Annotated in this window: 25 protein-coding genes; 19 read left to right on the forward strand and 6 right to left on the reverse strand. The window is 59.7% G+C overall.

All coding sequences use genetic code 11. The features are described from left to right. Positions 1–110 precede the first annotated feature (110 nt). From IE168_RS11170 to IE168_RS11215, 10 genes are all read left to right on the forward strand, one after another. The gene (locus IE168_RS11170; RefSeq protein ID WP_003462995.1) at positions 111–494 is read left to right on the forward strand and encodes a type II toxin-antitoxin system RelE/ParE family toxin; all 384 of its coding nucleotides are present in this window, start codon (positions 111–113) and stop codon (positions 492–494) included. Continuing rightward, positions 478–780, forward strand: a complete 303-nt coding sequence (locus tag IE168_RS11175) for a helix-turn-helix domain-containing protein (RefSeq protein WP_027016815.1) — start codon at positions 478–480, stop codon at positions 778–780. The genes IE168_RS11170 and IE168_RS11175 overlap by 17 nt, the downstream gene beginning before the upstream one ends. A 143-nt stretch (positions 781–923) precedes the next feature. After that, complete coding sequence (locus tag IE168_RS11180; RefSeq protein WP_003462990.1) at positions 924–2,339, forward strand: class I SAM-dependent DNA methyltransferase; 1,416 nt, start codon at positions 924–926, stop codon at positions 2,337–2,339. A gap of 93 nt (positions 2,340–2,432) precedes the next feature. Further along, entirely contained in the window at positions 2,433–4,061 is a 1,629-nt protein-coding gene (locus IE168_RS11185) for a restriction endonuclease subunit S (protein ID WP_182266205.1), read from the forward strand. A 2-nt stretch (positions 4,062–4,063) separates the two neighbouring features. Beyond that, entirely contained in the window at positions 4,064–5,785 is a 1,722-nt protein-coding gene (locus IE168_RS11190; RefSeq protein ID WP_023049540.1) for an ATP-binding protein, read from the forward strand. Continuing rightward, entirely contained in the window at positions 5,782–6,594 is an 813-nt protein-coding gene (locus tag IE168_RS11195) for an HNH endonuclease (protein ID WP_124207739.1), read from the forward strand. Before IE168_RS11190 ends, IE168_RS11195 begins: the two co-directional genes overlap by 4 nt. 1,095 nt (positions 6,595–7,689) lie before the next feature. Continuing rightward, positions 7,690–8,517, forward strand: coding sequence for a DUF932 domain-containing protein (locus tag IE168_RS11200; RefSeq protein ID WP_022960621.1), 828 nt, complete (start codon positions 7,690–7,692; stop codon positions 8,515–8,517). 81 nt (positions 8,518–8,598) lie between these two features. Continuing rightward, complete coding sequence (locus tag IE168_RS11205; protein ID WP_182266204.1) at positions 8,599–10,683, forward strand: ParB/RepB/Spo0J family partition protein; 2,085 nt, start codon at positions 8,599–8,601, stop codon at positions 10,681–10,683. A gap of 61 nt (positions 10,684–10,744) precedes the next feature. Then, positions 10,745–10,954, forward strand: coding sequence for a hypothetical protein (locus IE168_RS11210; RefSeq protein ID WP_182266203.1), 210 nt, complete (start codon positions 10,745–10,747; stop codon positions 10,952–10,954). 759 nt (positions 10,955–11,713) lie between these two features. Next, positions 11,714–12,028: a DUF736 domain-containing protein gene (locus tag IE168_RS11215; protein ID WP_182266202.1), complete on the forward strand. Its 315-nt coding sequence runs from the start codon at positions 11,714–11,716 to the stop codon at positions 12,026–12,028. A gap of 42 nt (positions 12,029–12,070) precedes the next feature. Here the strand turns inward: IE168_RS11215 and IE168_RS11220 are convergent, their stop codons facing one another. Genes IE168_RS11220 through IE168_RS11230 form a run of 3 tightly spaced genes read right to left on the reverse strand, consistent with a single transcriptional unit; the run spans position 12,071 to position 13,561 of the window. Continuing rightward, a complete protein-coding gene (locus IE168_RS11220; protein ID WP_182266201.1) occupies positions 12,071–12,967 on the reverse strand; it encodes a TIR domain-containing protein in 897 nt (298 codons plus the stop codon). Then, positions 12,967–13,254 (reverse strand): hypothetical protein, encoded by a 288-nt coding sequence (locus tag IE168_RS11225; protein WP_175223967.1) that lies wholly within the window; start codon positions 13,252–13,254, stop codon positions 12,967–12,969. The genes IE168_RS11220 and IE168_RS11225 overlap by 1 nt, the downstream gene beginning before the upstream one ends. A 13-nt stretch (positions 13,255–13,267) precedes the next feature. Beyond that, positions 13,268–13,561 carry a helix-turn-helix domain-containing protein gene (locus IE168_RS11230; protein ID WP_175223965.1) on the reverse strand — a complete coding sequence of 98 codons (294 nt, stop codon included), beginning with the start codon at positions 13,559–13,561 and terminating at the stop codon, positions 13,268–13,270. Positions 13,562–13,832: 271 nt separating this feature from the next. Between IE168_RS11230 and IE168_RS11235 the strand changes: the two genes are divergently transcribed. The 9 genes from IE168_RS11235 (at position 13,833) to IE168_RS11275 (ending at position 21,256) form a co-directional block, all read left to right on the forward strand. After that, on the forward strand, positions 13,833–14,180 hold the full coding sequence (locus IE168_RS11235) for a DUF2958 domain-containing protein (protein WP_182266200.1): 348 nt from the start codon (positions 13,833–13,835) through the stop codon (positions 14,178–14,180). A 321-nt stretch (positions 14,181–14,501) separates the two neighbouring features. Further along, positions 14,502–15,272: a DUF2285 domain-containing protein gene (locus IE168_RS11240; protein ID WP_182266199.1), complete on the forward strand. Its 771-nt coding sequence runs from the start codon at positions 14,502–14,504 to the stop codon at positions 15,270–15,272. A 112-nt stretch (positions 15,273–15,384) separates the two neighbouring features. Next, positions 15,385–15,669, forward strand: coding sequence for a helix-turn-helix transcriptional regulator (locus tag IE168_RS11245; protein WP_014859391.1), 285 nt, complete (start codon positions 15,385–15,387; stop codon positions 15,667–15,669). 14 nt (positions 15,670–15,683) lie between these two features. Continuing rightward, a complete protein-coding gene (locus IE168_RS11250) occupies positions 15,684–16,541 on the forward strand; it encodes a replication initiator protein A (RefSeq protein ID WP_425490156.1) in 858 nt (285 codons plus the stop codon). 253 nt (positions 16,542–16,794) lie between these two features. After that, positions 16,795–17,406: a ParA family partition ATPase gene (parA, locus tag IE168_RS11255; protein ID WP_189498308.1), complete on the forward strand. Its 612-nt coding sequence runs from the start codon at positions 16,795–16,797 to the stop codon at positions 17,404–17,406. After that, positions 17,403–17,675: a chromosome partitioning protein ParB gene (locus tag IE168_RS11260; RefSeq protein ID WP_182266196.1), complete on the forward strand. Its 273-nt coding sequence runs from the start codon at positions 17,403–17,405 to the stop codon at positions 17,673–17,675. Before parA ends, IE168_RS11260 begins: the two co-directional genes overlap by 4 nt. Then, positions 17,672–18,205, forward strand: a complete 534-nt coding sequence (locus tag IE168_RS11265; protein WP_182266195.1) for a DUF2840 domain-containing protein — start codon at positions 17,672–17,674, stop codon at positions 18,203–18,205. The genes IE168_RS11260 and IE168_RS11265 overlap by 4 nt, the downstream gene beginning before the upstream one ends. Then, the gene (locus IE168_RS11270) at positions 18,202–18,801 is read left to right on the forward strand and encodes a S26 family signal peptidase (RefSeq protein ID WP_182266194.1); all 600 of its coding nucleotides are present in this window, start codon (positions 18,202–18,204) and stop codon (positions 18,799–18,801) included. Before IE168_RS11265 ends, IE168_RS11270 begins: the two co-directional genes overlap by 4 nt. A 460-nt stretch (positions 18,802–19,261) precedes the next feature. After that, complete coding sequence (locus IE168_RS11275; protein WP_022960609.1) at positions 19,262–21,256, forward strand: relaxase/mobilization nuclease domain-containing protein; 1,995 nt, start codon at positions 19,262–19,264, stop codon at positions 21,254–21,256. Positions 21,257–21,339: 83 nt separating this feature from the next. Here IE168_RS11275 and IE168_RS11280 read toward each other — a convergent pair whose 3' ends face one another. From IE168_RS11280 to IE168_RS11290, 3 genes are read right to left on the reverse strand one after another with little or no spacing between them, the layout of a single operon-like run. Continuing rightward, positions 21,340–21,858: a flavin reductase family protein gene (locus IE168_RS11280; RefSeq protein WP_004350836.1), complete on the reverse strand. Its 519-nt coding sequence runs from the start codon at positions 21,856–21,858 to the stop codon at positions 21,340–21,342. Positions 21,859–21,861: 3 nt separating this feature from the next. After that, positions 21,862–22,749 carry a sugar phosphate isomerase/epimerase family protein gene (locus tag IE168_RS11285; protein WP_004350834.1) on the reverse strand — a complete coding sequence of 296 codons (888 nt, stop codon included), beginning with the start codon at positions 22,747–22,749 and terminating at the stop codon, positions 21,862–21,864. After that, positions 22,733–23,473 carry an LLM class flavin-dependent oxidoreductase gene (locus IE168_RS11290; protein WP_021204041.1) on the reverse strand — a complete coding sequence of 247 codons (741 nt, stop codon included), beginning with the start codon at positions 23,471–23,473 and terminating at the stop codon, positions 22,733–22,735. Before IE168_RS11290 ends, IE168_RS11285 begins: the two co-directional genes overlap by 17 nt. Between the last annotated feature and the right edge of the window lie 6 nt (positions 23,474–23,479).

The following is a 23,479-nucleotide window of genomic DNA, read 5'->3' on the forward strand; positions in this document are numbered from 1 at the left end:
GTCCCGATTGTCGTGTCGCTGTCACAACAATCGAGCGTACCGTTCCTCTCGTGGTGGTACGGCAAGGGATTGAAAGATATGCCCGTTACGGGTATAGTTTGGAGGTTGATGTGAAGAGCATCCTCAAGCGCAAGGACTTTGCACGGTGGCAGGCGGGAGAGAAGCTGCCCGATGCTGCATTGTGCAAGGCAGTTCAGGAGATGGAAAGCGGTCTGATTGATGCGGACTTGGGCGGCTTCCTCTACAAGAAGCGGGTGGCCCGTCCCGGTGGTGGGAAGAGCGGCGGCTACCGCACGCTGCTGTCGGCCAGGATTGGCAGCCGCTATGTGTTCCTACATGGGTTCCCCAAGAGCGACAAGGCGAACGTCACGCAGGATGAGAAGAAGGCGCTGCAATTCGCCGGCAAGGTGTTTCTGGAACTGACTGCAGAAGCCCTGTCGAAAGCATTGCAGGTTGGCGTGTTAATGGAGGTGCATTGTGAGCAAGATCATTGAATCGCTGCGCGGCGACCTGGCGGCGCTCCACGAGGCAGGAGCCATCGGCAAGGTGACGATGCGCGAGTTTGACGCGATTTGCCCGCCGCCGGTGCGGGAGTTCGACGCGGCCGACATTAAGCGCCTGCGCGAAGGCTTGAAGTTCAGTCAGCCGGTGTTCGCGCTGCACCTGCATACCACGGCATCGACCGTGCGCAAGTGGGAGCAAGGCGAGACTCGCCCGGCCGGCCCGGCGCTCAAGCTGCTCAACTTAATTGCAGACAAGGGCTTGCAGGCCATCATCTGATGGCTAGTCAATTTTGAGGTGGGTTGGCTACAAGTTAACTTGATCGAGCAGCAATGGCGTCGGCAGGGGAAGCAAGACGGCCAAGAGCAAATTTTCAAATATATTCAGGCTGTCTTAAGCCATAAAGTTACCAGGTCGGATTTATGAATTCTGAAAGTATCGTACAAAAAATATGGGACCTTTGTCATGTCCTTCGAGGTGATGGTGTTAGCTACCACGAATACATTTCGGAACTGACTTATCTTCTTTTTCTTAAAATTGCAGAGGAAAATAAGACGGAGAATCTCATTCCAGATGGGAGACGATGGAGCGATCTTGTCGCTTATAAGGGTGATAATCTTCTAGATTTTTATCGGGAAATGCTTACGTACCTAGGCGCGCATGCTTCAAGCGAAGCAGTGCGCAAAATTTATGCCTTCCCGACAACCGTATTCTCGCATTCAGAAAACCTCAAGGCGGTTATTGATGGAATCGCGAAGCTTGACTGGCATTCAATAACATTTGATGGCATGGGGGGTATTTACGAAGGGCTGCTTGCGAAGAACTCTCAGGATGCACGATCCGGTGCGGGTCAGTATTTTACGCCGCGCCCCCTGGTGGATTGTATGATTAAGCTACTTCAGCCACGATTGGGGGAAGTGATACAGGATCCGGCCACCGGCACCGGAGGTTTCTTGATCTCAGCAGATCACTATGTGCGTTCTCAAGTGAGTGAAAAGAAGTACAAGAGTAATCCTCCACGATATGAGGGTGTGGAAATTGAGAAAGGGACGTATCGCATCTGCCTCATGAATGCGTTCCTCCATCGACTTGAGTCTCATCTGATTCTTGGTGATGCACTAACAAAAGATGCAGAAGATCTTTCCCCCGCAGACGTCATTCTTGCAAATCCGCCTTTTGGATCAAAGGCTGGGAGCGCTAGAAAGCAACGAGATGATATCGCTTACGCCACGACCAACAAGCAGCTCGCTTTTCTCCAGCATATATATTTAGGGCTTAAGCCAGGTGGTCGCGCAGCAGTTGTACTCCCTGATAACGCTTTATTCGAAGACGGAGTGGGAAGAAAAATTCGACAAGATCTGATGAATCGTTGCGATCTTCATACGATTTTGAGATTGCCATCCGGGATATTCTATAGTCCAGGCGTGAAGACGAATGTTCTTTTCTTTACCCGTGGCCGAAAGAATACTGGGAATACTCGGGCCGTATGGATTTACGATATGCGCCATGACGCCCCAAGATATGGAAAGAAAAGACCCCTGCAGGCTGCGGACTTCTCCTCATTCGAGGCCGTATATGGCGTTGATCTTGAGGCAATGAAATTACGTAAAGATCAAGGTAAAGGGGGGCGCTGGCGCTGCTTTAGTCGAGAAGAAATTGCCGAGAAATTCGATAATTTGAATATCTCATGGCTTTCTGAAACGGAGGCAGATCCTGAAGATGGACTTACAGAACCAGATGACATTTCTGCGGCAATTCTACTTCATCTACGCGCCGCGCTGAGCGAGATAGAGGCGGTTGCCGACGAGTTGGCTGAGAGCTCGGAGACTGACAAATGATCGCCGCGAACTTGGTTTCGGCAGTGACTCAGGGAATTGCCTATTTAGACGGCCGCGGGCTGGAGGTGAATGCAGTTTTCGAGGAGGCCACATATGAGTAAGCTTCCTCAGGGATGGGTGAGCGTTAATATTGCAGATGTGGCGGAAGTTAACCCACGCAAATCAGTCGATCTTTCGCCAGATGAGTTCGTAACATTTGTTCCTATGGCGGCTGTTAGCGAAATAACTGGGACGATCGCCACTCCGATGAGGCGCCCCCTTAGACAAGTTAATAAGGGGTTCACTCAGTTTGCCGAAAATGATGTGATCTTCGCGAAGATTACGCCTTCCATGGAGAATGGAAAGGCTGCCGTTGCTGCCAATCTTACTAATGGGATAGGTTTCGGCTCTACGGAATTTCACGTCTTTCGAAGCAAAGGGGCGGTTCTTCCGAAATTTCTTTGGTATTTCATCCGCCAACAGAGCTTTCGGGATAACGCGCGAAAAGTAATGTCTGGCGCAGTTGGTCAGCAAAGAGTTCCGGCAGATTATTTAAGGAGCCACCCCTTATTGCTGCCCCCTCTCCAAGAACAAGAGCGTATCGTCGCCAAGATAGATAATTTGATTTCCCGTAGTGCGCGTGCTCGTAGCGAATTAAAGAAGATTCCTTCTCTACTAGCGGCATATAAGTCCGCAGTGCTTGAATTAGCTTTCTCGGGAAAATTGACAGCCGATCTTCGCGGCAGTAATTCTGATACTACTTCTGGTCTTCCCGAAGGGTGGACGATACAAAGATTGGGCGATATCAGTGAAATTCAAAGCGGAATCCAAGTTGGGAAACGTAGAAGCGGACAGGAAGAACTAGTTGAGGTGTCGTATCTTCGTGTGGCCAATGTTCAAAGGGGATGGTTGAATCTTGACGAGATCAAGACGATTTTCGTCACCCCGGAAGAGAAAGCCCGTCTTTTATTAGCACAGGGTGACGTGCTCATGAACGAAGGGGGCGATCGTGATAAGTTGGGGCGGGGGTGGGTCTGGAATGGTGAAGTTGACGAATGTATTCACCAAAATCACGTTTTCCGTATCCGTATGAAACCGGCGACCTTGCCGCCAGAATTTGTCTCTCATTTTTCTAACGAGCGTGGTCAACAATATTTTTTTGATGAAGGTACTCAGACGACAAATTTAGCTTCGATCAGTAAAAGAAAGGTAGCGGCTCTGCCACTGCCGGTTCCTCCTTTTGAGGAAGCGGTAGAGATTGTTCGTCGGATAGAACGCACTTTTATGTGGTTAGATCGGGTCGCTGCCAGTCACGGTGGTGCTTCTCAGTTGCTGGAAAAGCTCGACACTGCACTCCTCTCCAAAGCTTTTGAAGGACAACTGATTCCTCAAAACGCAGGTGACGAACCAGCGTCGGCTTTGCTAGAGCGTGTCAAAGCAGAATTTGTGGCACAACCCAGAAAAATTCAAAGTCGAAAGCAGATCTACCAGGGGCAGACACGGGAGAAACTCATGGAGATAGAAAGAACACTTGAGCAGGTTTTAACAGAGGCGAAGAATTGGCTTCCTGCGCAAGACGTATTTCAGCGCTGTGGAATCGGCGACGGAGCGTCTACCGAAGAGATTGAGCGATTGTATTCGGAATTGCGAGATTTGGATTTGGCCGGAAAGCTGGAGACGGAGGCCGTCAATGACGATCAGGGACGTAAAATTTACGACCGCATCCGTTTGAAGGCGGTGTAAGTATGCGCCTAGATAGGATCACCATAGGTAGCCCGAAAAGCAGCCCTACGCATCAATTCAAAAATCTAAAAAATGTCTCAATCGACTTTGATCAGCAGCATTGGATTACGGTCGTAATTGGATGGAATGGCACGGGAAAGTCAAATGTACTTGAGGCGCTTGCTACCATCTTCCGGGACTTCATTCAAGGGGCGCGAAAACCTGCATTTGCATTCAATCTTGAATACAGGATTTCTTCTGGTTCAACTGCGTTGCACGTCAATATTGATGCTGACCCGGATCGGCCGCGTGATTCACTTATTATTCATGTCGCAACAGACGCAGAGGCTAAAAGCGATGAGTTATTCGACGCCTCTTTCGAGATAAGTTCGAAAACCTCCGCCCTACGAGGAAAAAGAATTCCGCTGAAGAGTTTCTTCGATCCTAAATTCGGGTATTTGCCGCGATATGTATTTGCCTATTATTCAGGTGAAAGTGACCGGCTCTATCAAGTATTCCGTCCATACTTGGAGGATTTTGATAAAAAATTAAGGCGGGGGGAGGATCCTGGATTAAAAAGACTGTTTTATGCCATGCCAGTACATAGCCAGTTTGTCCTGCTGGCATTCCTTATTCAGCAGTCCGATGATGTAAGGAATTTTTTGGCCGAACACTTGGGTATTGATCCAGATGAGGGGATCGAGTCGGTTTTATTTGTACTGCGAGAGCCCCCTTGGACATCTAAAGAAGGAGACCCTCGCTTTTGGCGTGCTAAGGGAGTCGTCGCCTCTTTTCTGGACCGCCTCTACAATATTGCATTGGCCCCAGTCGAGCTCAGCCGTCGTGAGCGCGTTTCCCTTTGGAGCGACAAGGTACTTCAATTCAAATATTTATACGTTAAAGACATCGCCTCGCTCCGCAAACTGGTGGGTGAGCAGCGTCCGGCTGAATTTTTTCGTGACATGGAAAGCACCCACGTTTCCCAGCTAATTGATGAAGTGCGCATTCGGGTGCGCCTCCAAAAGAATGACGGGACAGTTACCTTTCGTGAACTTAGCGAAGGCGAACAACAGCTATTGACGGTTTTAGGCCTGCTTAGATTTACGGCTGAAAGTGAAAGTCTTTTCTTGCTGGATGAGCCCGATACGCACTTAAATCCACGTTGGGCCGTCGACTATTTCAACTATCTACGAACCTTTGCTGGTCAAAGTAATGATGATCGGGAAAATAGCCATATACTGTTAACCACTCATAATCCGCTGGCAATTGCAGAGCTTGTGCGGGAGCAGGTTCAAATTCTGCAGTTATCAAAGGATGCAGAATCGACGCGCATTGTCGCCGTGCACCCGGAACTTGACCCGCGCGGCCTGGGCTACGCTGCAATTGTAACAAGCGATATGTTTGGTATCGCCTCAACGCTTGATCAGCCGACGCATTTGCTCCTAGAGCGGCAAAGGGCATACGCAGGTAAAGAGCACTTGACACCTGAAGAGCTCGCAGCCCTATCTGAAATTAACTCTAAATTGGAACGACTTGGGTTTCGATTTTTCCATCCCGATGAAGAGTATTCCCGCTACCTACGCTTGAGAAGCGCTGCACTGCGCGCTAAGTTTGAGTCGGACGATCCGGAGCAGTTAGCTAACCGGTCAATAGCAATGGAGTCCGAAGAGCGGGAGGAGTTGGGGCAGCGACTCATTCGGGAACTACTTGCCGAGCAGCGCGATAAGCAGGAGCCCGATCAGTGAGGTACATTGACTCGACGCGATTGCGTTTGCCTGATGGTTGGCTGGAGCGTGCGGCTGCGGCAAAAATTGCAGTCGAGAATGGTGCGAATCCAGATGATTATGCCCGGATCTGGAGAGAACTGAAAGACGGATTGGCGAATCTTTTTAATGACAAGTGTTGGTATTGCGAAGTTTCAGTTCCTCGCTCGGATAACGCCGTTGATCATTTTCGACCGAAAGGCCGCGTAAGAGACGCAGAGAATGAGCATAGAGGTTATCGCTGGCTCGCTTTTGAACAGTCGAATTTTCGGTATGCCTGCACGTTCTGCAATTCTCGCCGGAAAGATATCGAGGGTGACACTGCCGGTGGAAAGGCTGATAGGTTCCCACTGTTAGACGAGGCGCGCCGAGTTTATGAGCCAGGGGCTGTCACTGGCGAGCGACCAATTCTGGTCGATCCTTGCGAAGTCGGGGATTGGCGGCTTTTAGGATGCAGAAAAGAGAATGGGAAGCCTTGTGCCACGAGTGATATTCCCGAGCAACGCCAGCGTGCAGATATTTCGATAGAAATATACCATTTGCATCACGAGCCAACTTGCAAACTGCGGCATTCAGAAGCTGTAAAGCTTTTAGGGGATATTGAGGAGGCAAAGGCACTGTTCATTGCGACACAATCTGATGCTTTACAAGAGCCAGCGTTCAAAAGGGTGGCTGCGCGAATATTGAAATCTATTCATGTCGACAGTGCTTTCAGCGGCGAAATGCGGTTTCTGTTGAGCGGAGAGAGGGATATGGCTCACTCTTGGATCCAGACCTTGTTGGAAACTTGATGAAAGACTGGTTCCTGTGCCGGCTTGAGATCGCTATGGACGGAAAATAGCATGTGCCGCTTGAACAATACGTTTGTCTTCCCTGCAGCACTTAGACACTGGTGCCGTTCTGCTGGATTGTTTCCTGCGCATGGGCATGCAGCGATGACCGATTGAGGCTCGTGTCTGGATCTTCAGAATCTCTCCGACGATGGCTTTCTCGCGCCGGTCTCCGACAAGCGGCGTCTTTGCTCGCAGACAAGCGGCTGCAGATCCCAAACAGGCGTACCGCACACGCCGCTTAACGCACCTGGAACGAGATATGTTTGCCGTCGCCGATCGAAGACAGGCAGCCATGTGTGATCTTTCAACGCGGCGTGTTTTAGCCGTTGCAGGCGATGACAGCGCAGTGACCGTGCGGCGACCATTCAGCGCTTTTTCCTTCGGGCCGACGCGCTTTTTTCTGCAGCGCTCGGTGCCGATGCCTTGCCCCCAACTGGGGCGCTGTGCTTGGCACTGCTCGATACCGTTGCCCGGCTGGGCAGACGCAGAAACCCTTGCGAACCAGTAGCATTTCATCCAGGGCATCTAGTCTATACGTCCATCGCTGATTGAATGGGCGTCCCCGGCCAGGAAACATGGCCGGTCGCGCTGTCGTGCTTCGCATCGAGCCGCCTGCGGCGTCTCGCCCCTTCGGGCTTCCATCGTTCCCTCGCTCCGCTCGGCTGACGCCTACGGCCCGGCTTCCAGCTTCGGGCCTGCGCGCTTCGCTTGCGTGCGGTCTGCACATCGCGGCGGCCGTTGCCATGTCCAGCCGTCTCTCCTGACTCCATCACCTTGCTCGCGACTGTAGCCCGTGGCCGCGTGCCATCAAGGCGCGCCAGGCCGTGTCCTCGGCTACGCCTGCGGGCCGCACCTACCTGACGCTTTTCTCCTTGACGGCCCACGTCCGTGGGCTCCTGACCGTCGCGGGCGATGAACTCAGGAAAGACGGTGGCAACAGGGCCAACCGGGTTCCTCGTGCCAACCGCACCGAACAGCCGAAAGGCTGGGCTCCGAATCTAGGAATCCGGTGTGCGGTTTGAACAGCAAACCATTTTCGTCAGGAGAAAGACCATGCTTGCATCCCGTTTTGCTTCCCGCTCTCCGGTACTGCGCAGCGATTCCCCGCTGTCCGATGACCAGATTCACCGTGTGGCCCCGTCCATCTTTGCGGAAGCGCCCCACGAAAGCCGTTCCCAGCGTTACGCCTATATCCCTACAGCCACGGTGCTGACCGAACTGCGCAAGGAAGGGTTTCAGCCCTTCATGGTGACGCAGACCCGCACCCGCCACGAAGATCGGCGCGACTACACCAAGCACATGATCCGGCTGCGCCACGCCAGCCAGATCAACGCCCGAGGCGAAGCCAACGAAATCATCCTGCTGAACTCGCACGATGGCACCAGCAGTTACCAGATGCTGGCCGGAATGTTCCGTTTCGTGTGCAGCAATGGCCTTGTTTGCGGCGACACCGTGGCCGATGTGCGCGTGCCGCATAAGGGGGACGTGGCCGGGCAAGTGATCGAAGGTGCCTATCAGGTGTTGCACGGTTTTGACCGTGCGCTGGAATCCCGCGAATCCATGCAGGCCATCACGCTGGACGAAGGCGAGGCCGAAGTGTTCGCCCGCGCCGCGCTGTCGCTCAAGTACGACGACCCGGACAAGCCCGCGCCCATCACCGAATCGCAAATCCTGATGCCGCGCCGCTTCGACGACCGACGCCCGGACTTGTGGAGCGTGTTCAACCGCACCCAAGAGAACCTGACCAAAGGCGGATTGCATGGCCGCAGCGCCAACGGACGCCGCCAGCAGACCCGCCCCGTGCAGGGCATTGATTCCGATATTCGCCTCAATCGCGCCCTGTGGCTGCTGGCCGACGGCCTGCGCCAATTGAAAGCCTGATTCCCCTGCGCGGCAGGGGCAGGCAGCAACCCTTGCCGCGTCATTCGCTGCTGCATTCCATCATCGCAAGGAGTTTTCACCATGAACGCCATCAACCACACCGAAGCCCAAGCCATCCACGCCACGGCCAGCGCCGCGCCTGCCGTGCTGCTGGAAGCCGCCGACCCGAGCAAGAATCTGATTCTTGTGCCGCTGTCGCGGCTGGTATCGCGCCCTACGGGCCGCAACGTGCGCAAGACCCCGCGCATGTCGATTCCCGAACTCGCCGCCAGCATCCAGCGTGTCGGCCTGCTGCAAAACCTGATCGTGACCGCGACCGCTGACGGCGAGCGTTACGAAGTCGTGGCCGGAGGCCGTCGCCTTGCCGCCCTCAAGCTGCTGGCGAAAAAGCACCGCATCAGCAAGGAATGGGAGGTGCCTTGCCTGCTGGTAGCCGATGGCACCGCCCGCACCGCCAGCCTGACCGAGAACGTGCAGCGCGAAGCCATGCACCCCGCCGACCAGTTCGAGGCATTTGTCGCGCTGGTGGCCGAAGGTCGCCCCATCGAGGACATTGCCGCAGATTTCAGCGTCACGCCGCTGGTGGTGCAGCGCCGCCTGAAACTTGCCAACGTGTCGCCGCGCCTGCTGGCCGACTACCGGGCCGAGGCCGTGAGCCTTGACCAGTTGATGGCCCTTGCCATCACCGACGACCACGCCGCGCAGGAAGCCGCGTTCTACGATGCGCCCACATGGCAGCGCAGCCCGCATAACCTGCGCGACCGCCTGACCGAGCGCGAAATCGACGCCTACCGGCATCCGCTGGTGCGGTTCGTCGGGCTGGACGCCTACGAGGCCGCAGGCGGTGGCACCCGCCGCGATCTGTTCGCGGAAGCCGATAGCGGCATATATCTGACCGATGCCACGCTGCTGGAACGACTGGCGCAGGACAAGCTGGCCAGCCTTGCCGCCGAGGTGAAGGCCGAAGGCTGGGCGTGGGTGGATGCCACCCCCGGCACGACCCATGCTGACCTGCAAGCCTTCCAACGCGCCCCGAGGCAGCGCCGCAGCCCGAACAAGCGCGAAGCCCAACGCATCGAGAAGCTGCAAACCAAGATGCAGGCGCTGGCCGAGGCCGTGGATGCCGCCCTAGACGCCGACGATGAAGAAAAGGCCGACGCCTTGCAGGAGGAAGGCGAACACCTGGGCGAACAGTTGCAGGCGCTGGAAGATGGCTTGCAGGACTACGGGGAAGCCGTCAAAGCTGCCGCCGGTGCCATCGTCACCATCGACCGCAACGGCGAGGCCGTGATTCATCGTGGCCTGCTGCGCAAAGCCGAGGCCGAGGCACTGCGCACGCTTGAACGGCTGCGGCAAGGTTTCGGCAGCGAGGGCGAAGCCGGGAACGACGACACCGGCGAGGAAGCCGACGACGCCCCCAAGCCCGCCGCCATGTCCGACCGACTGGCGCAACGCTTGAGCGCCCACCGTACCGCCGCGCTGCAAATCGAAATGGCCCGGCATCCGCAGGTGGCGCTGGCCGCACTGGTGCATGGCATGGTGCAGACTGTCTTGCAAGGCAGCCACTACGGCCACGATCTGCCGCTGGGCGTGAAGCTGACCCAGCAGGATCGGCTGGAAGGCATGGCCCCGGACTGGCCGGAATCGCCCGCCGCCGTGGCACTGCGCGAACTGCAACAGGTGGCAGGCGAAGCCTTGCCGCAGGACAGCGCCGAACTTTTCACCACATTGCTGGCGAAGTCGCAGGATGAACTGGTGCGCCTGTTGGCCGTGTGCGTGGCGTCCACGGTGGACGTGGTGACGCCCCGCGCCACACAACACCAGCCCGGTGCCGAACTGGTGCAGGCCGTGGGGTTGAACATGGCCGCGTGGTGGCAGCCGACCGCAGATGGCTACTTCCAGCATGTGCCGAAGGCCGCGATTCTGGACGCCGTGGGCGAGTTCGCGCCGGAGCACGTCACCCGGCTGGCGAAGTTGAAGAAGGGCGAAATTGCCAGCGAAGCCGAGCGGCTGGCCGATAGCACCGGCTGGATGCCTGCCATCTTCGCCGCCGAAGCCACGCAGCAGGCCGCGCAGGAGGTGGTGACGGACGAGGCAGCCGAAGCACCGGAGGAAGTCGCCGCCGTGACTGATGAGCAGACGCAGGCCGAGGCATTGGCCGCTTGACCCCGCACCACAGATAGCGCCCCGGTTCCAGCCGGGGCGCTTTCATGCCGAGGATTCCCCCATGAGCCACAACACCACGAGCCGCCCACGCATGGCCGCGACCTACGCCCCCGGCACGGTACGCGCTCGCCGTCGGCATGGCGATGGCGACGTGCGCGGCTACCGCCCGCCTCGCGGCTGGACAGCCCGCGCCGACCTGACCGACCGGCACCTCGTCACGGGCCGCGCCTTGCCGCGTGCCGTGTGGTGGATCATCGAAACCAAAGAATAGGAAGCCACCGCGCCCAAGCCGTTCCGTCTTGGGGCGGGAAATGCCAAAACTCCGCGCGCGGCAGTGGCCGCACCCGGTTTCAAGGCTCAAAGCCAAAACGCCCCTTTGCCGCCTTCGGTTAGGCGGCAAAGGGGCCGCGCACAAGTCGCCTTGTGCGCAAAAGCCATTGAAGCCATGCAAGTGCAGCGGCGCACGCGCCGCCGACATTCCGACAGCACATCGCCGCAATGGGCGGCGCTTGTGGGGCTACGCCCCGGCTTGTTGCGGCAGGTTGCACGAAAGCGTGCCGTGCTCGACGCTGGCGGTTCGTTGCCTGTACGTCACGAAGGATGGTTCACCGACACGCCACCCGGCCTTGCACTGGAGCTTCCACGCCACGCCTCAAGCAGGAGGCCGCCTGGCTACGTCAGAGACGCTTTCACCTTGTCGCTGGGTGTTGTCCTTGCCCGTGTCAGGGCGCAAGCCGGTGAAGCCGTCACGCGGGAAGCCGAGTCGGCCATGTTCCTTTCTGAGCGGGTCGGCCCAAGGCGTCCTGTCTGTTTGTGAATCCGGGCGGTGGCCGGGCTTCTATGGCTGCAACCTTCCAGCGAAAACAATTTCCCCTGCGCTGCGCGCATTCCTCGCGGGACAAATTCTTTTCGCTTCCAGGCGCTCCACTGCGTTACGCCCGCAAGCGGTGCCGCCAGCCCGTCCCCCGCCGGTCGGATCACAACAGGACGCGATGGGCGCGAACCCTGTTCAACCGAAAGGAAATTCATCATGGCAAACATCGGCACCTTCACCGCAGAGAAAGACGGCTTCACCGGCACGCTTCGCACCCTGACCCTCAACGTCAAGGTCAAGCTGGTTGCCAATGACAAGGGCGAGAACGAAAGCGCCCCCGACTTCCGCCTTCAGGCGGCCGGCTACGACATCGGCGCGGCGTGGAAGAAGACCAGCGAAGCCGGGCGGGCTTACATCTCCGTGACCCTCGACGATCCTTCGTTCCCGGCAACGGTCTATGCCCGCCTCATCGAAGGCGAGGACGGCACGCATGACCTGATCTGGTCGCGCAGCAAGCCCAAGGCGGCCTGACGGCCGCCCACCGCGCCCCGCCCATTGCGGCGGGGCACAACTCTATGCACGCATGACCTTATTCCAGTCGATGCTATGACCGGCAGCTTCAAGCTCACGCGCAAGTGCCTGTTTCCAACCTCCGCCGCTATCCATCGTCTCCCAAACGACACCGGCGAAATCGCTTGGGATTTCCACCGCCCCGCGTTTGAGAGCACATACCTTGTCTCTGCCCAGTCGGCCAATGAAGTATCCCAACTCCAAAAGCACATTCTGACGGGCTCTTGGCTCAGGCGTTCCTCCTTTTACGCAGCCCTCATCGTCTGGCGTAAGCAGAACTACTGCGAAACCAACGTCACTGTGAGCAACGACTTTTTCGATAATCGTTCGCCCTTGATTAGCCTGTTCGTGCAAGATAATAGCTTCAAGCCCTATTCGCTCAAGGAATCGCGCTACTGTTTCGCGAGCGCCATCATCGTGACCATGAACAATAAAGACCTTGCGCGAAAATTGGGCTTTTAACATGGTTTCCGTGCTTCCCTTGGCTTGGATATAACTCTTGTAATCTCGCACAAAGGGAATGATTAGCTGGCCAGTAAGTGCGTGAATTCCAGCAATGACCTTTTTTCCGGAATAGAAAAAATGGTGTCCGAAATTGGTAGCGTAGCCGGGATTTGCCGCCAGCTTCTCGATTAAAAGCAACGTCAACCCCAGCGCCTGTTTGGGGTCATCTGGCCAAGCAAGCTGGGCGCTTCCAACCATGCTGCCCCCAGTCTTTTCACTTTCAGCGATGAACGCCTCAACGTCGAGACCTTCCGTGAGCTCGGCGTTGTATGGCTCAAGGTCGGGATGTCGTAGCAGTTGAGCCAATTTTTTGAGAGGTCTTTCGTAAGTTTGAAGCTGTGAGGACTGCAAGTCTAAAACTGCATTGTTTATTTCCGAGAATAAGTCTTTAGCCATCAATTATCCCCGTCCGACTTCAATCTAGCTTCCGCCGCTTTTTCAAGAATACTCTCCCGATACTTTTCCTTCATTTGTTCTGCGAGAGGGCCAACGATAGGGTTCGAAGAATATTCTCCTAAGCGGTCGTCGATCATTCGATTGACCGATTGAATTGCGCCCTCAATGCTGGCGGGATCATTTGGATCAAAGTTTACGACCCCCAGTTCGCCGTCTAACTCACTCAAGGCGCGCTGCGCATCTTTTAGGTTTTTCTGAAGCTTATCCAGTCCGGTAATTTTGAACACGACTCACCTCCTTTTATTTATTCGGATGCTTGGAAAATGATGAAACTTCCCGAGCAATGTGATCCATCAGTTCATGGGCGTTTTTTGGATCACTACCCGCATACGCAAGGACCAGCAGCGTGAGTGGGTGAACATCCAGCACGGCACAAACATCTTCAATTTTATTCAATGTTGGGCTTTTCAGCCCTCGCTCCAGAGAGCTGAGATAAGTTCGGCTGGACACATCCGAGAACGCCTCCTGGCTCAGGCCACGCGCCTTTCTGATCCGCCGCAGTGCATCGGGCAAGGATGGCTTGAACGCTGTCATTCTGAACTTTCCCCAAAATCCAGAATGACAACCTGTTGCATCCTATAGGGCTACAATCTATAGTGTTCATTTCGCACTTTTGTGATTTTGCTGAAATCCGCACTGGCGGCTTTCTTCAAAAGCGGAGAGCCTGATCCGTGTCTTTCCTGACTTCCGTGCATGTGCCTTCGTGCCTTTACGCTTCTACGGGTGCGTCGGCTTGCTCATCTGTGCTTTCGTGGGAAGGCTTGAAAGCGCCTCTGCTGCTCTGCAAGTCCGTGGACGTACAGCCATGACTCCGCTCATCACCGCCGACGAGCGCATGCGCCTGCTGTCCAACGGCCAGGCTCGCGCTGACGGGCAGGACACCGACCCGCTGCCCGTGGTGCGCCTGTTCACGCCAGATGCGCATGCCACTTGGCTACTGGCTTCGCTCGACCCCGCCGATGGCGATACCGCCCACGGCCTGATCGACTTGGGGATTGGCATGCCTGCGCTGGGAACGGTGAGGCTGTCCGACCTGGCCGCCATCGTCGGGCCGCGCCAGCAGCCCGTGATGCGGGATCGCTACTTCCAGCCGGTGCGACGTTTGTCGGAATACCTTCGGTTGGCCGAAGACAACGGCTCGATCACCGATTGAGCGCCAGCGCGAAGCGGAGCGCACTGTGTCTATTTCGGTCTGGTCTGTGACCCGTTCGGTCTGAATCGGCAGTGTTGCACCGAAGCGGTGCGTGCCAGATCGAGACGGTCATGATGCCTGGCGCGGGCTGCGGCAAGCTGACCGACGCGGCATGCCATTGGAGTGCGTTGCCGCCGTCGCACTCGGACGATTTCAGCAACGCATCGGAGTTCATCGGTCTTGACACTGCCAGTTTACGCTTCACCCATGACGTTTTGACGATGGTCTCGTAGCACGCCGTTTCGCCGTGGCGACGCATCCCCAGCACAGGGAGGTTGCCGCATGGCTGATCGCAGTGCCGAGCCGTGGTATGCCACGGCGGCCTATCTCTACGTTCTGCATCTGGATGGCCCGGCGCTGGCCTGGGAGTACCTGCGCCGTCATCCAGACTATCGGCACGACTGGCTCCGCCGTCGTCGCCAACCGGATGCTGGCGGGCATTGGGGGCTTCGCCTGCTGGAAGATCCCGCCCTGGATGCGCGAGACGCGCACCCGGCCTGGTTCCCCGATCACGATGCCGTGGTGCAGCTCTACCCGGATGCCGATCCACCGCCCGATGCCCTGTGCTTTGAGTTCTGGAAGCTGCCGGGCCACAAATACCTGATCCATGACGGCAAGCGCCTGGTGCTGATGGCACGCTGGCCCGGCTGCTGCCTGCGCTTCGTGCTCGCGCCCGGCCTGGCCGACGGCATGGCTTACGCCTATGCCATCCGGGCCTGCGCCGTACCGTGTGCTCGATACCACGCACTTGCCGTCGAGTTAGACAGGCTGGCCGCTGCGGCGGATGCCGCTCCTGTCGCCACTGCGCGGCCCCGGCCTTCGCTAAGCCAGCTTCAGGAAGTGCATACCCTGCAGGCGCTCGACGCGACCCTGGCGGGCGCATCCTTGCGCGAAGTTGCCGAAGGGCTGTTCGGTGCAGATGCCGTCGCGGCCGACTGGCACAAAGACAGCGCCTTACGTGCCCGCGTGCGGCGGCTGGTGCAGCGCGGCGAGGCGTTGATGTGCGGGGGCTATCGCACTCTGGCGCAGCTTCCGCCGGTTGCATCGCATTGAGGGGGGACGTTTTGCGCCCCCTGCAATTCGTCCCTTAGCAAGAAGCCCGAATTTCTTGAAAGTGCCTCTATCCGGCCGCGTGGTGTGGCCGGGCTTGATGGAGGACCATCCCATGCGACCCGCTCCCTTACGGCCTGCCGCCGCTGCTGTCGCTGCGCCCGCGCAGCCCCAACGCTACCTGACAAACGACGAAGCCGCCGACTACCTGCGGCTGTCGCCGCGCACGCTGGAGAAACAGCGCGTGATCGGCGGCGGCCCGAAGTTCCGCAAGTTCGGCCGCCGCGTCATGTATGCCGTGAGCGACCTCGACGCCTGGGCCGATGCGCGCAGTTTTGATGCGACTTCCGACCCGGAGTACGCCGAGCGCCATGCGGGCGACTACCGTGATGGCCGCTGACCGTCGGCGCGTGGGTGGCCTTCGCCATGTCCAGCCCGCCAGGGCAAGCCTTGCAGCAGCGCGAACAACTCGACCTGTTCCGTGCGCTGCCGGGCGACATGGCGCCACGCGACAGCCAGGACTTGATGGCCTTTCCATTCTTCTCGCTGGCGAAGTCGCGGCGCACGGCGCCGATCGACTTCCGGGCAGGCGGCATCACCATCCGCGTGGAAGGTACGCAGGAACACGGCATCGCCACGATATGGGATGCCGACATCCTGATCTGGGCCGCCAGCCAGATCGTGGAAGCCCGCGATGCGGGCATCCCGACCTCGCGGCTGATGCAGGTGCGCCCCTACGAGATCCTGCGCTTCATCGGGCGCGGTACGTCGCTGCGCGACTACCAGCGCCTCAAGGCCGCGCTCGACCGACTGCAATCGACCACGGTGGCCACGTCCATCCGCGAAACCACGGGAAGGCGATTGCATCGCTTCTCGTGGATCAACGAGTGGAAGGAACTGGCCGACGCCAGCGGCACGCCGCTGGGCATCGAGCTGATCCTGCCGGACTGGTTCTATGCGGGCGTGGTGGATGCGGCCCTGGTGCTGACCATCGACCCGACGTACTTCCGGCTGACCGGCGGCATCGAGCGGTGGCTGTACCGATTGGTGCGCAAGCACGGCGGGCGGCAGGAGCACGGCTGGCAATTCGATTTCCAGCACCTGTACCGCAAGTCGGGCAGCGTGGCGCGCTACTACGACTTCGCCGCCGACCTGCGTGCGCTGGTGGCGCAGCAATCGTTGCCCGGCTACGTCCTGGGCATCGAGCGGATGCCCGGCGAGAAAACCGAACTGCTGACCTTCCGGCCCGTGCCGCCCACGGCACGGGGATAACTGCGGGAAAACCTGTTAATTCACTCGTGCTATCAGGCAACAGGAGGCTCGTGCTATCAGGCAACAAATCCTCGTGCTATCAGGCACAAAAATCGGCTGCAAACCCGCGCCGTTGCTGGGTTTGCGCGCCCCTTAACTTCCCTAACAGTAAATACATAACTTTTAGTAGAAGCACGCCGTTTCGGTGGACAACCGCCAAACGGCACGAAATGCAGGAGCGAAAGACCGGCTTTCCAGCACGGAGGGCCGCGCCATGATCGTTGCCTTGCTCACGCTCGCCACGCACATTGCAGGGGAACTGGCCTTGCGCGGCCAGCACGTCGTCCTGCTAGATGCCGACCCGCAGGGTTCGTCACTGGACTGGACGCAGCGCAGAAGTCAGCAGGGCTTGCCCCGGCTGTTCAGCGCCGTGGGCCTGGCCCGCGAAACACTGCACCAGGAAGCCCCAGAACTCGCCAGGCGAGCCGATCACGTCATCATCGACGGGCCACCCAGGATCGCCGCCTTGGCGCGTTCTGCGCTGCTGGCGGCCGAACGCGTTCTGATTCCTGTTCAGCCCAGCCCCTACGACGTGTGGGCCAGCGCCGAGATGGTTTCGCTGATCCGCGAAGCGCAGGTATTCCGGCCTGGGCTGCGCGCGGCCTTCGTCATCAACCGGCGCGTCAGCACCACCATCATCGGCAGGGAAGCACGGCAATCGCTGGCCGAACAGCCGCTGCCCGCGCTGCGCTCGGAGATCCACCAGCGCATCGTCTTCGCCGATAGCGTGGCCGCTGGCCGGCTCGCCCGCGAAACCGCGCCCGACAGCGCCGCCGCACGCGAGATTGCCGCGCTCACCGACGAACTGCTGCGGTGGCCGACATGACTGCGAAGCCATCACCACGCAGCAAGCGCGTCGGCATCGGTGCGCGTCCGCCCGCGAATCCGCACGCCGAGGCGTGGATTCGCCAAGGCGATGCCGATGCGCTCAACAAGGGCGATCTCTATACCGCGCGCCTGACCCTCGACATCACGCCCGCCATGCGGGCGCGCATCAAGGTGTCGGCCTTCACGCAAGGCGTGACCGTGGCCGAACTCCTGCGCGCGTTACTGGAGCGGGAGTTTCCAGAACACCGCAAGGAGAACACCCCATGATCGCATCCGCTTCGCCTGCCGCTGGCGCGGCCACGGCTGCGCTCGTAGCGCCTTCCGGCCAGCCCGCCAGCACGCCGCTGACGCGCGTGGCGCTGGCTTACATCGAACCGCGCTTCAAGCTCTACCTGCGCTTCGGCGAACCTGCGCGCACGCACCAGCTCGACCGCTGGCGCCGTTGCGCGGTGTTCCTGCCGGGCGCCATGTTGTGCCGTATCCGCTGGCAGGCCAACGACTACGGCACTGTGCGTTGGCAGCTCATGGTGATGCAGGCTTGCACGCCGCTGGATGCAGCGCAGCGCATCCCCGGCGTGCAGCCGGGGGCGCGCTTGCTGCTCCACGCCGAAGGGGAGAACCAGGTGCGCGCGGTGCTGGAGTGCATCGACGCCATCGAGGCGCTGGGCATCGCGCCCGCCGCTGTCTCGCCCGCGTACTGGCGCACGCTCGCCAACCGGCTCGCTGCACGCCTGCCGCTGCCCGAATACACCGCCGAGCGGCACGCTGCCTGGCTAACCGGGAGGGCGCTGCCATGACGCTTCCATCCGCCGTTGCCAGCGCAACCGGCATCCCGCCGCATCCTCGCTCGCGCCTGCGCGCTCGCCTCGTGTTGGCGGGCCTGTCCGCTTGCGGCCTCGCTGCGCTCGCCTGGGCGTCCTTCGTGCATCCGCTGCCGCGCCTGATCTACAACCCGTCCGATAGCGTGGCGGTCGGCTGGTATCGCATCGAACCGTTCGACCTGCGCGCCGCCTCGCTGCCACGTCCGTTGCCCGTGGACAGCATCGTGCTGGTGCCGCTGCCCGACAGGGCCGCCACGCTGGCTGCGCAGCGCGGCTACCTGCCGACGCGCGTGCCGCTGCTCAAACGTGTGGGCGCCGTCGCGCCACAACACGTTTGCATCGTCGCCGGGCAGGTACGCATCGACGGCGTGCCTTCGGCCGCCGTGCTGCCTGCCGACCGGCTGGGCCGCCCGCTGCCATCCTTGCAGCTTTGCCGCCGCCTCGAACCGGGCGAGCTGTTCCTGTTGAGCGTGACCAATCCAGCGTCGTTCGACAGCCGCTATTTCGGGCCAGTCAGCGCATCCGCCGTGATCGGCGTCGCGTATCCGGTCTGGCTGGAGACACGCCCATGATGGCCGCCGATTCGCTGCACGTTGCCGTGCATCTCATCGTGCCATCGGGCATGTCGTTCCGGTGGCTGCCGCCGTGTCGTCGCGCGTGCAGCGCGGGCGCATCCGCGCCGCGCCTCGCGCAACATCCGGCGCAGCCTTCCAACGTGCAGGCGTCTTGCTTCGAACGCGCCCGGCCTGCTGTCTTCATGGCGTCAGTCCGCGCGTTCGCCGGCGCGCTGGCTGCTCCCGCAGCAGCGCCGCCGGGCCGACGATGCCCGGAGCGACAGCGAAGGGCAAAGGCGGAAGGCAAGACAAAAGGACGCGGCACCAGGCCGCGTAGAAAGCCTGTCTGCACATGGGGGTGGCGCGGCACGGAGCGGCTTCGCCACCGTGCCGCTTGGGGCGCGAGGCCCGCGCCAATGCAGGCATGTCCCCGTGCTTCGCACGACAGGACACGCCAGAGCTTGCAGGGAGCGCAGCCATGACCGCCCGCCGCGACGACGATTTCCGGGTGCGTCCGAGCGCCCCGAAGAACCGGGGCAAAGGCCAGGGCCAGAGCTTCGTTTCCAAGGTACTCAAGCAGGCGGGCAAGGCCAGCGGCGGCAAGTCCTCGATGCGCCATTCCGCAGCCGGCGGCAGCGGCGCACGCGCCGGCCAGCGGCCCGGCTCGCGCCTGGGGCGCGGCCATACGGCGGCGCGCTTCGCCGGGGCGAAGCTGACGTCCATGTCGCGGCGCGTGACCATCAAGACCCTACTGGTCAATCAACGCAACGCCAGCCCGCAGTCGCTCGCCAAGCACCTGCGCTACATCGAGCGCGACGGCGCCGGCCGCGATGGCGAACCGGGCCGGGCCTACGGGCCGCAGATTGACGATGCCGACCTCGATGCCTTCAAGGAGCGGGCCAACGACGACCGGCACCATTTCCGCTTCATCGTCTCGCCCGAGGACGGGGCCGAGCTGGACGACCTGCGCACCTACACCCGGCATCTTGTGAACCGCATGGAAGCCGATCTGGGGACGCGGCTGGATTGGGTGGCAGTCGATCACTGGAACACCGACAACCCGCACACCCACCTGATCGTGCGCGGGCGCGACGACACCGGCAAAGACCTCATCATCGCGGGCGACTACATCGCCCACGGCTTCCGCCATCGCGCCGCCGAACTGGCGACGGAATGGCTGGGGCCGCGCACCGAACTGGAGATCCAGCAGACCTTGCAGCGCGAGGTGGAACAGGAGCGGTGGACGAGCCTTGACCGCACGTTGCAGCGTGAGGCCGGCGAGGATGGCCGGGTGCAGATCGAGCGCTTCAATGAGCCCCGCCTGCAACGCCAGCGGCTGCTGCTGATCGGCCGACTCCAACGCTTGCAGCGCCTGGGCCTGGCTGACGAGACGCAGCCCGGCACCTGGGCCGTGCATGCCGACGCGGAGAAGACCTTGCGCGCCTTGGGCGAGCGTGGTGACATCATCCGCACCATGCAGCGCGCCATGAGCGGCCAGCCGCGCGAGCAGGCGGTGTTTGAGCCCGGCGACGACGGCCGCACCATCGTCGGCCGCGTGGCCGGCAAGGGGCTGGCCGACGAGCTGCACGACCGCGGCTATCTGGTCATCGACGGCGTGGACGGCAAGGCCCACTACGTCGCTTTGAACGCCCGCGACGAGCTGGCGAACTATCCCACCGGAGCCGTGGTGGAGGTACGCGGTTCCAACGAGGTGCGGGCGGCCGACAAGAACATCGCCGCGCTGGCGAGCGATGGCCTGTACCGCGCCGATCATCACCTGGCGATCGAGCAAGGCCGAGCCAAGCCCGGCCGCGACCCGCAGGAGGTCGTCGCGGCCCATGTCCGCCGACTGGAAGCCCTGCGCCGGGCCGGCATCGTGGAACGTGTGGCTGATGGACTATGGAAGGTGCCGGACGACCTGGCCGAACGTGGCCGCCAGAACGACGCACAGCGCCTGGGCGGCGTGGCGGTGGAGCTGAAATCGCACTTGCCCATCGAGCGGCAGGCCCGCGTGATCGGCGCGACCTGGCTGGACCAGCAGTTGATCGGTGGCGGCAAGGGGCTGGGCGATCTGGGCTTTGGCGGCGAGACGAAGGAAGCCTTGCAGCAGCGCGCCGACTTCCTTGAAGAACAGGGGCTGGCCCAGCGGCGTGGGCAGCGGGTGATCCTCGCCCGGAACTTGCTGGGGACGCTGCGGAATCGGGAACTGGCAAAGGCCGCCAAGGATATTGCCGCCGAAATCGGCCTAGCGCATCGGCCCGTCACCGACGGGCAGCGCGTGGCTGGCATCTACCGGCGCAGCCTCATGCTCGCCAGCGGGCGCTACGCGATGCTAGACGACGGCATGGGGTTCAGTCTGGTGCCGTGGAAGCCGGTGATTGAACAGCGACTGGGGCAGCAACTTGCCGCGACGGTGAGCGGTGGCGGCGTGGCGTGGGAAATCGGACGGCAGCGGGGAATGGGCATTGGCTAATGCTCGAAGAGTCTCAGCCACATAACCCGGCAGGCTGTCTAGAGATATGCCGAGGCAGTTGTGAAATTCTTCGCTGCATATCTTCAACGGGTTGGATCTATGGCCCGGAAGCGGCCATCCAGATAGACGAGTGGATCGGCATATGCAGATGTGAGCACACGCTCGACACTGGCCAGCATTACCGAGTGGGTGCCGACTGCATGGTGTTCAATCAGCTCACAGAACAGCGAAGCCTGCGCCCCTTGCAGATAGGGCAACCCATTGACTTCATCAAATCGCCAGGCTTCATGATCGAAACGGTCGGTCCCCGTGGCGCTACGGCAGTGCACCGCAAGTACCTCCTGTTCTGCGCGGAGTACATTGATGCAGAATCGTCGAGCAGCCAGCAGCGGCCCATGGATACGGGTTTGCTGACCAATGCACACTAGAACCGTGGGCGGCTCCAGTGAGACTGATGTGAATGAACTGGCGATCATTACGTGTCCGTGGCCATCGGGAGCGATCGACGTGATTAGCGTCACCGTGGAGGCCACGCCGCGCATCGCCTGCCTCAATTGGGCAGCAATCAAAGGGTGTTGGGACATGTAGGTGTGCTCAATCATAGGTTACGGGTGCGTTTCACGCTTGGCCCAACCAGGGTGCTTTGTCAGCAAACCCAACATCTCGTCCATCGCGTCATAGGAGCGTTTGAGCGTGCTGTATGGATTCCCCCCGACCAATGTGCCGTCATAGCCGACGGGGCCGGTATAACCGAACGACTTGGCAAGTCCAAGAAGTGCGAAGTTGTCGAGTTCTCCTGCATCGAGCGCCTCGAAAGTGGCAATACGACTCCAGCCAAGTGGGCTGCGGGTTGCGCCGCTGAGAGTCAATTCCCGCATGAAGGGTGTTGACGCCATTAACGCTGGCGTCGGGTCTACTGCCTGATAGCCCTCCGTCGGGCTGCCTGCATTGGTTTCGTAGCCATACCAGTGATAGCTTGGAAACACGATGCCGAGATTCGGATGGTTCACGACCGAGCAGATCTGTGCCGCAATGGAGTAATGATCCATCCAGAAGCCCAGATGAAAATACAGCAGGATGTCAATTCCGCGCCGTGCGCAAATCTCAAGTGCCCGACCAAGGAAGTCCTGCAATACCTTGTCGTCCGGTGCCTTTCGATGATTTGAACCGTGGCCTGCCGTCCTGATTCCAAGATTGACAGCCTTCACGCCTTCCATCTCCTCAAGCATCCGCAAGAGTCCTGCGTTGATGGGATGCTGTGGGCCCTGATCCAGGTCGATCACCACATACACGCTAAAGACCTCCAAACCGAAACGATCTTTCACGGTGGATAGACGCTTTGCGGTTTCCCATCGGCTCCCTGACCAGACGGCATAGGTCAGGCCGTCATAACCGATGTCAGCCAGCATTTCGCATTGGACATCGAAGGCATAGGTACCAGCCGAAGAAGTAAAAGCGAGATCCCAGGCAAAAATTTTATGACCGTGCAGCATCCTGCGCCTCCTCCAAATGGGCAGTAGCGTGCGCCGGAAAGTGCGGTACGACATGCTCGCCAAGTTCCTGAACAATCTCATGCGCCGGACGTGTCGCGTATTTCAGGTTGAGGCCAATATGATTAACCCCAATATCGCGCAAGCGGCTGAAGTAGTCAGTAAAGAATCGGTGACCAGCCCGAAACCCGAGGAAGATGGGCGACGGGGGTTCATCGGGATTCTCCGACAGGTCAATATAGAAGGATTGCGTGAAGGGTTTGAATCTTGGTGTCAGCGACCGCCAATTCTTGATTGTCATGGCTTGCTGCGCGATATTTTGGGGATAGTAAAGCCAGCCATCCCCATGCTCGGCAATCCATTCGACCGACTGGCGTGAATGACCAGTCACCATCACGGGAATGTCTCTCAACGCCGGTTTCGGCAGCGTATCTGCACCCGACAAGTTCACTCGGGGCGTGGAGATTTCCGGGAAGTCCTCACGCCAGGCTTGACGCAACACAGTCAATGCTTCTTGGAACAACGTGGCTCGCGCATCCATTGTCTGACCGAAGGCCGGGAACTCTGTTGGCCGATCACCCGTGGCGATACCTAGCACCAGGCGCTGATTTGACAAGCGGTCGATCGAGGCTGCTGCTTTGGCCACAAGCAAGGGATGACGCAGAGTGGTGATGACGCTGCCAGTTGCGAGCGCGATGCGCGACGTCTGTGCCGTGACGTAGCCCATGAATGG

This window comes from Luteimonas padinae, assembly GCF_014652935.1.
Taxonomy (GTDB): domain Bacteria; phylum Pseudomonadota; class Gammaproteobacteria; order Xanthomonadales; family Xanthomonadaceae; genus Luteimonas; species Luteimonas padinae.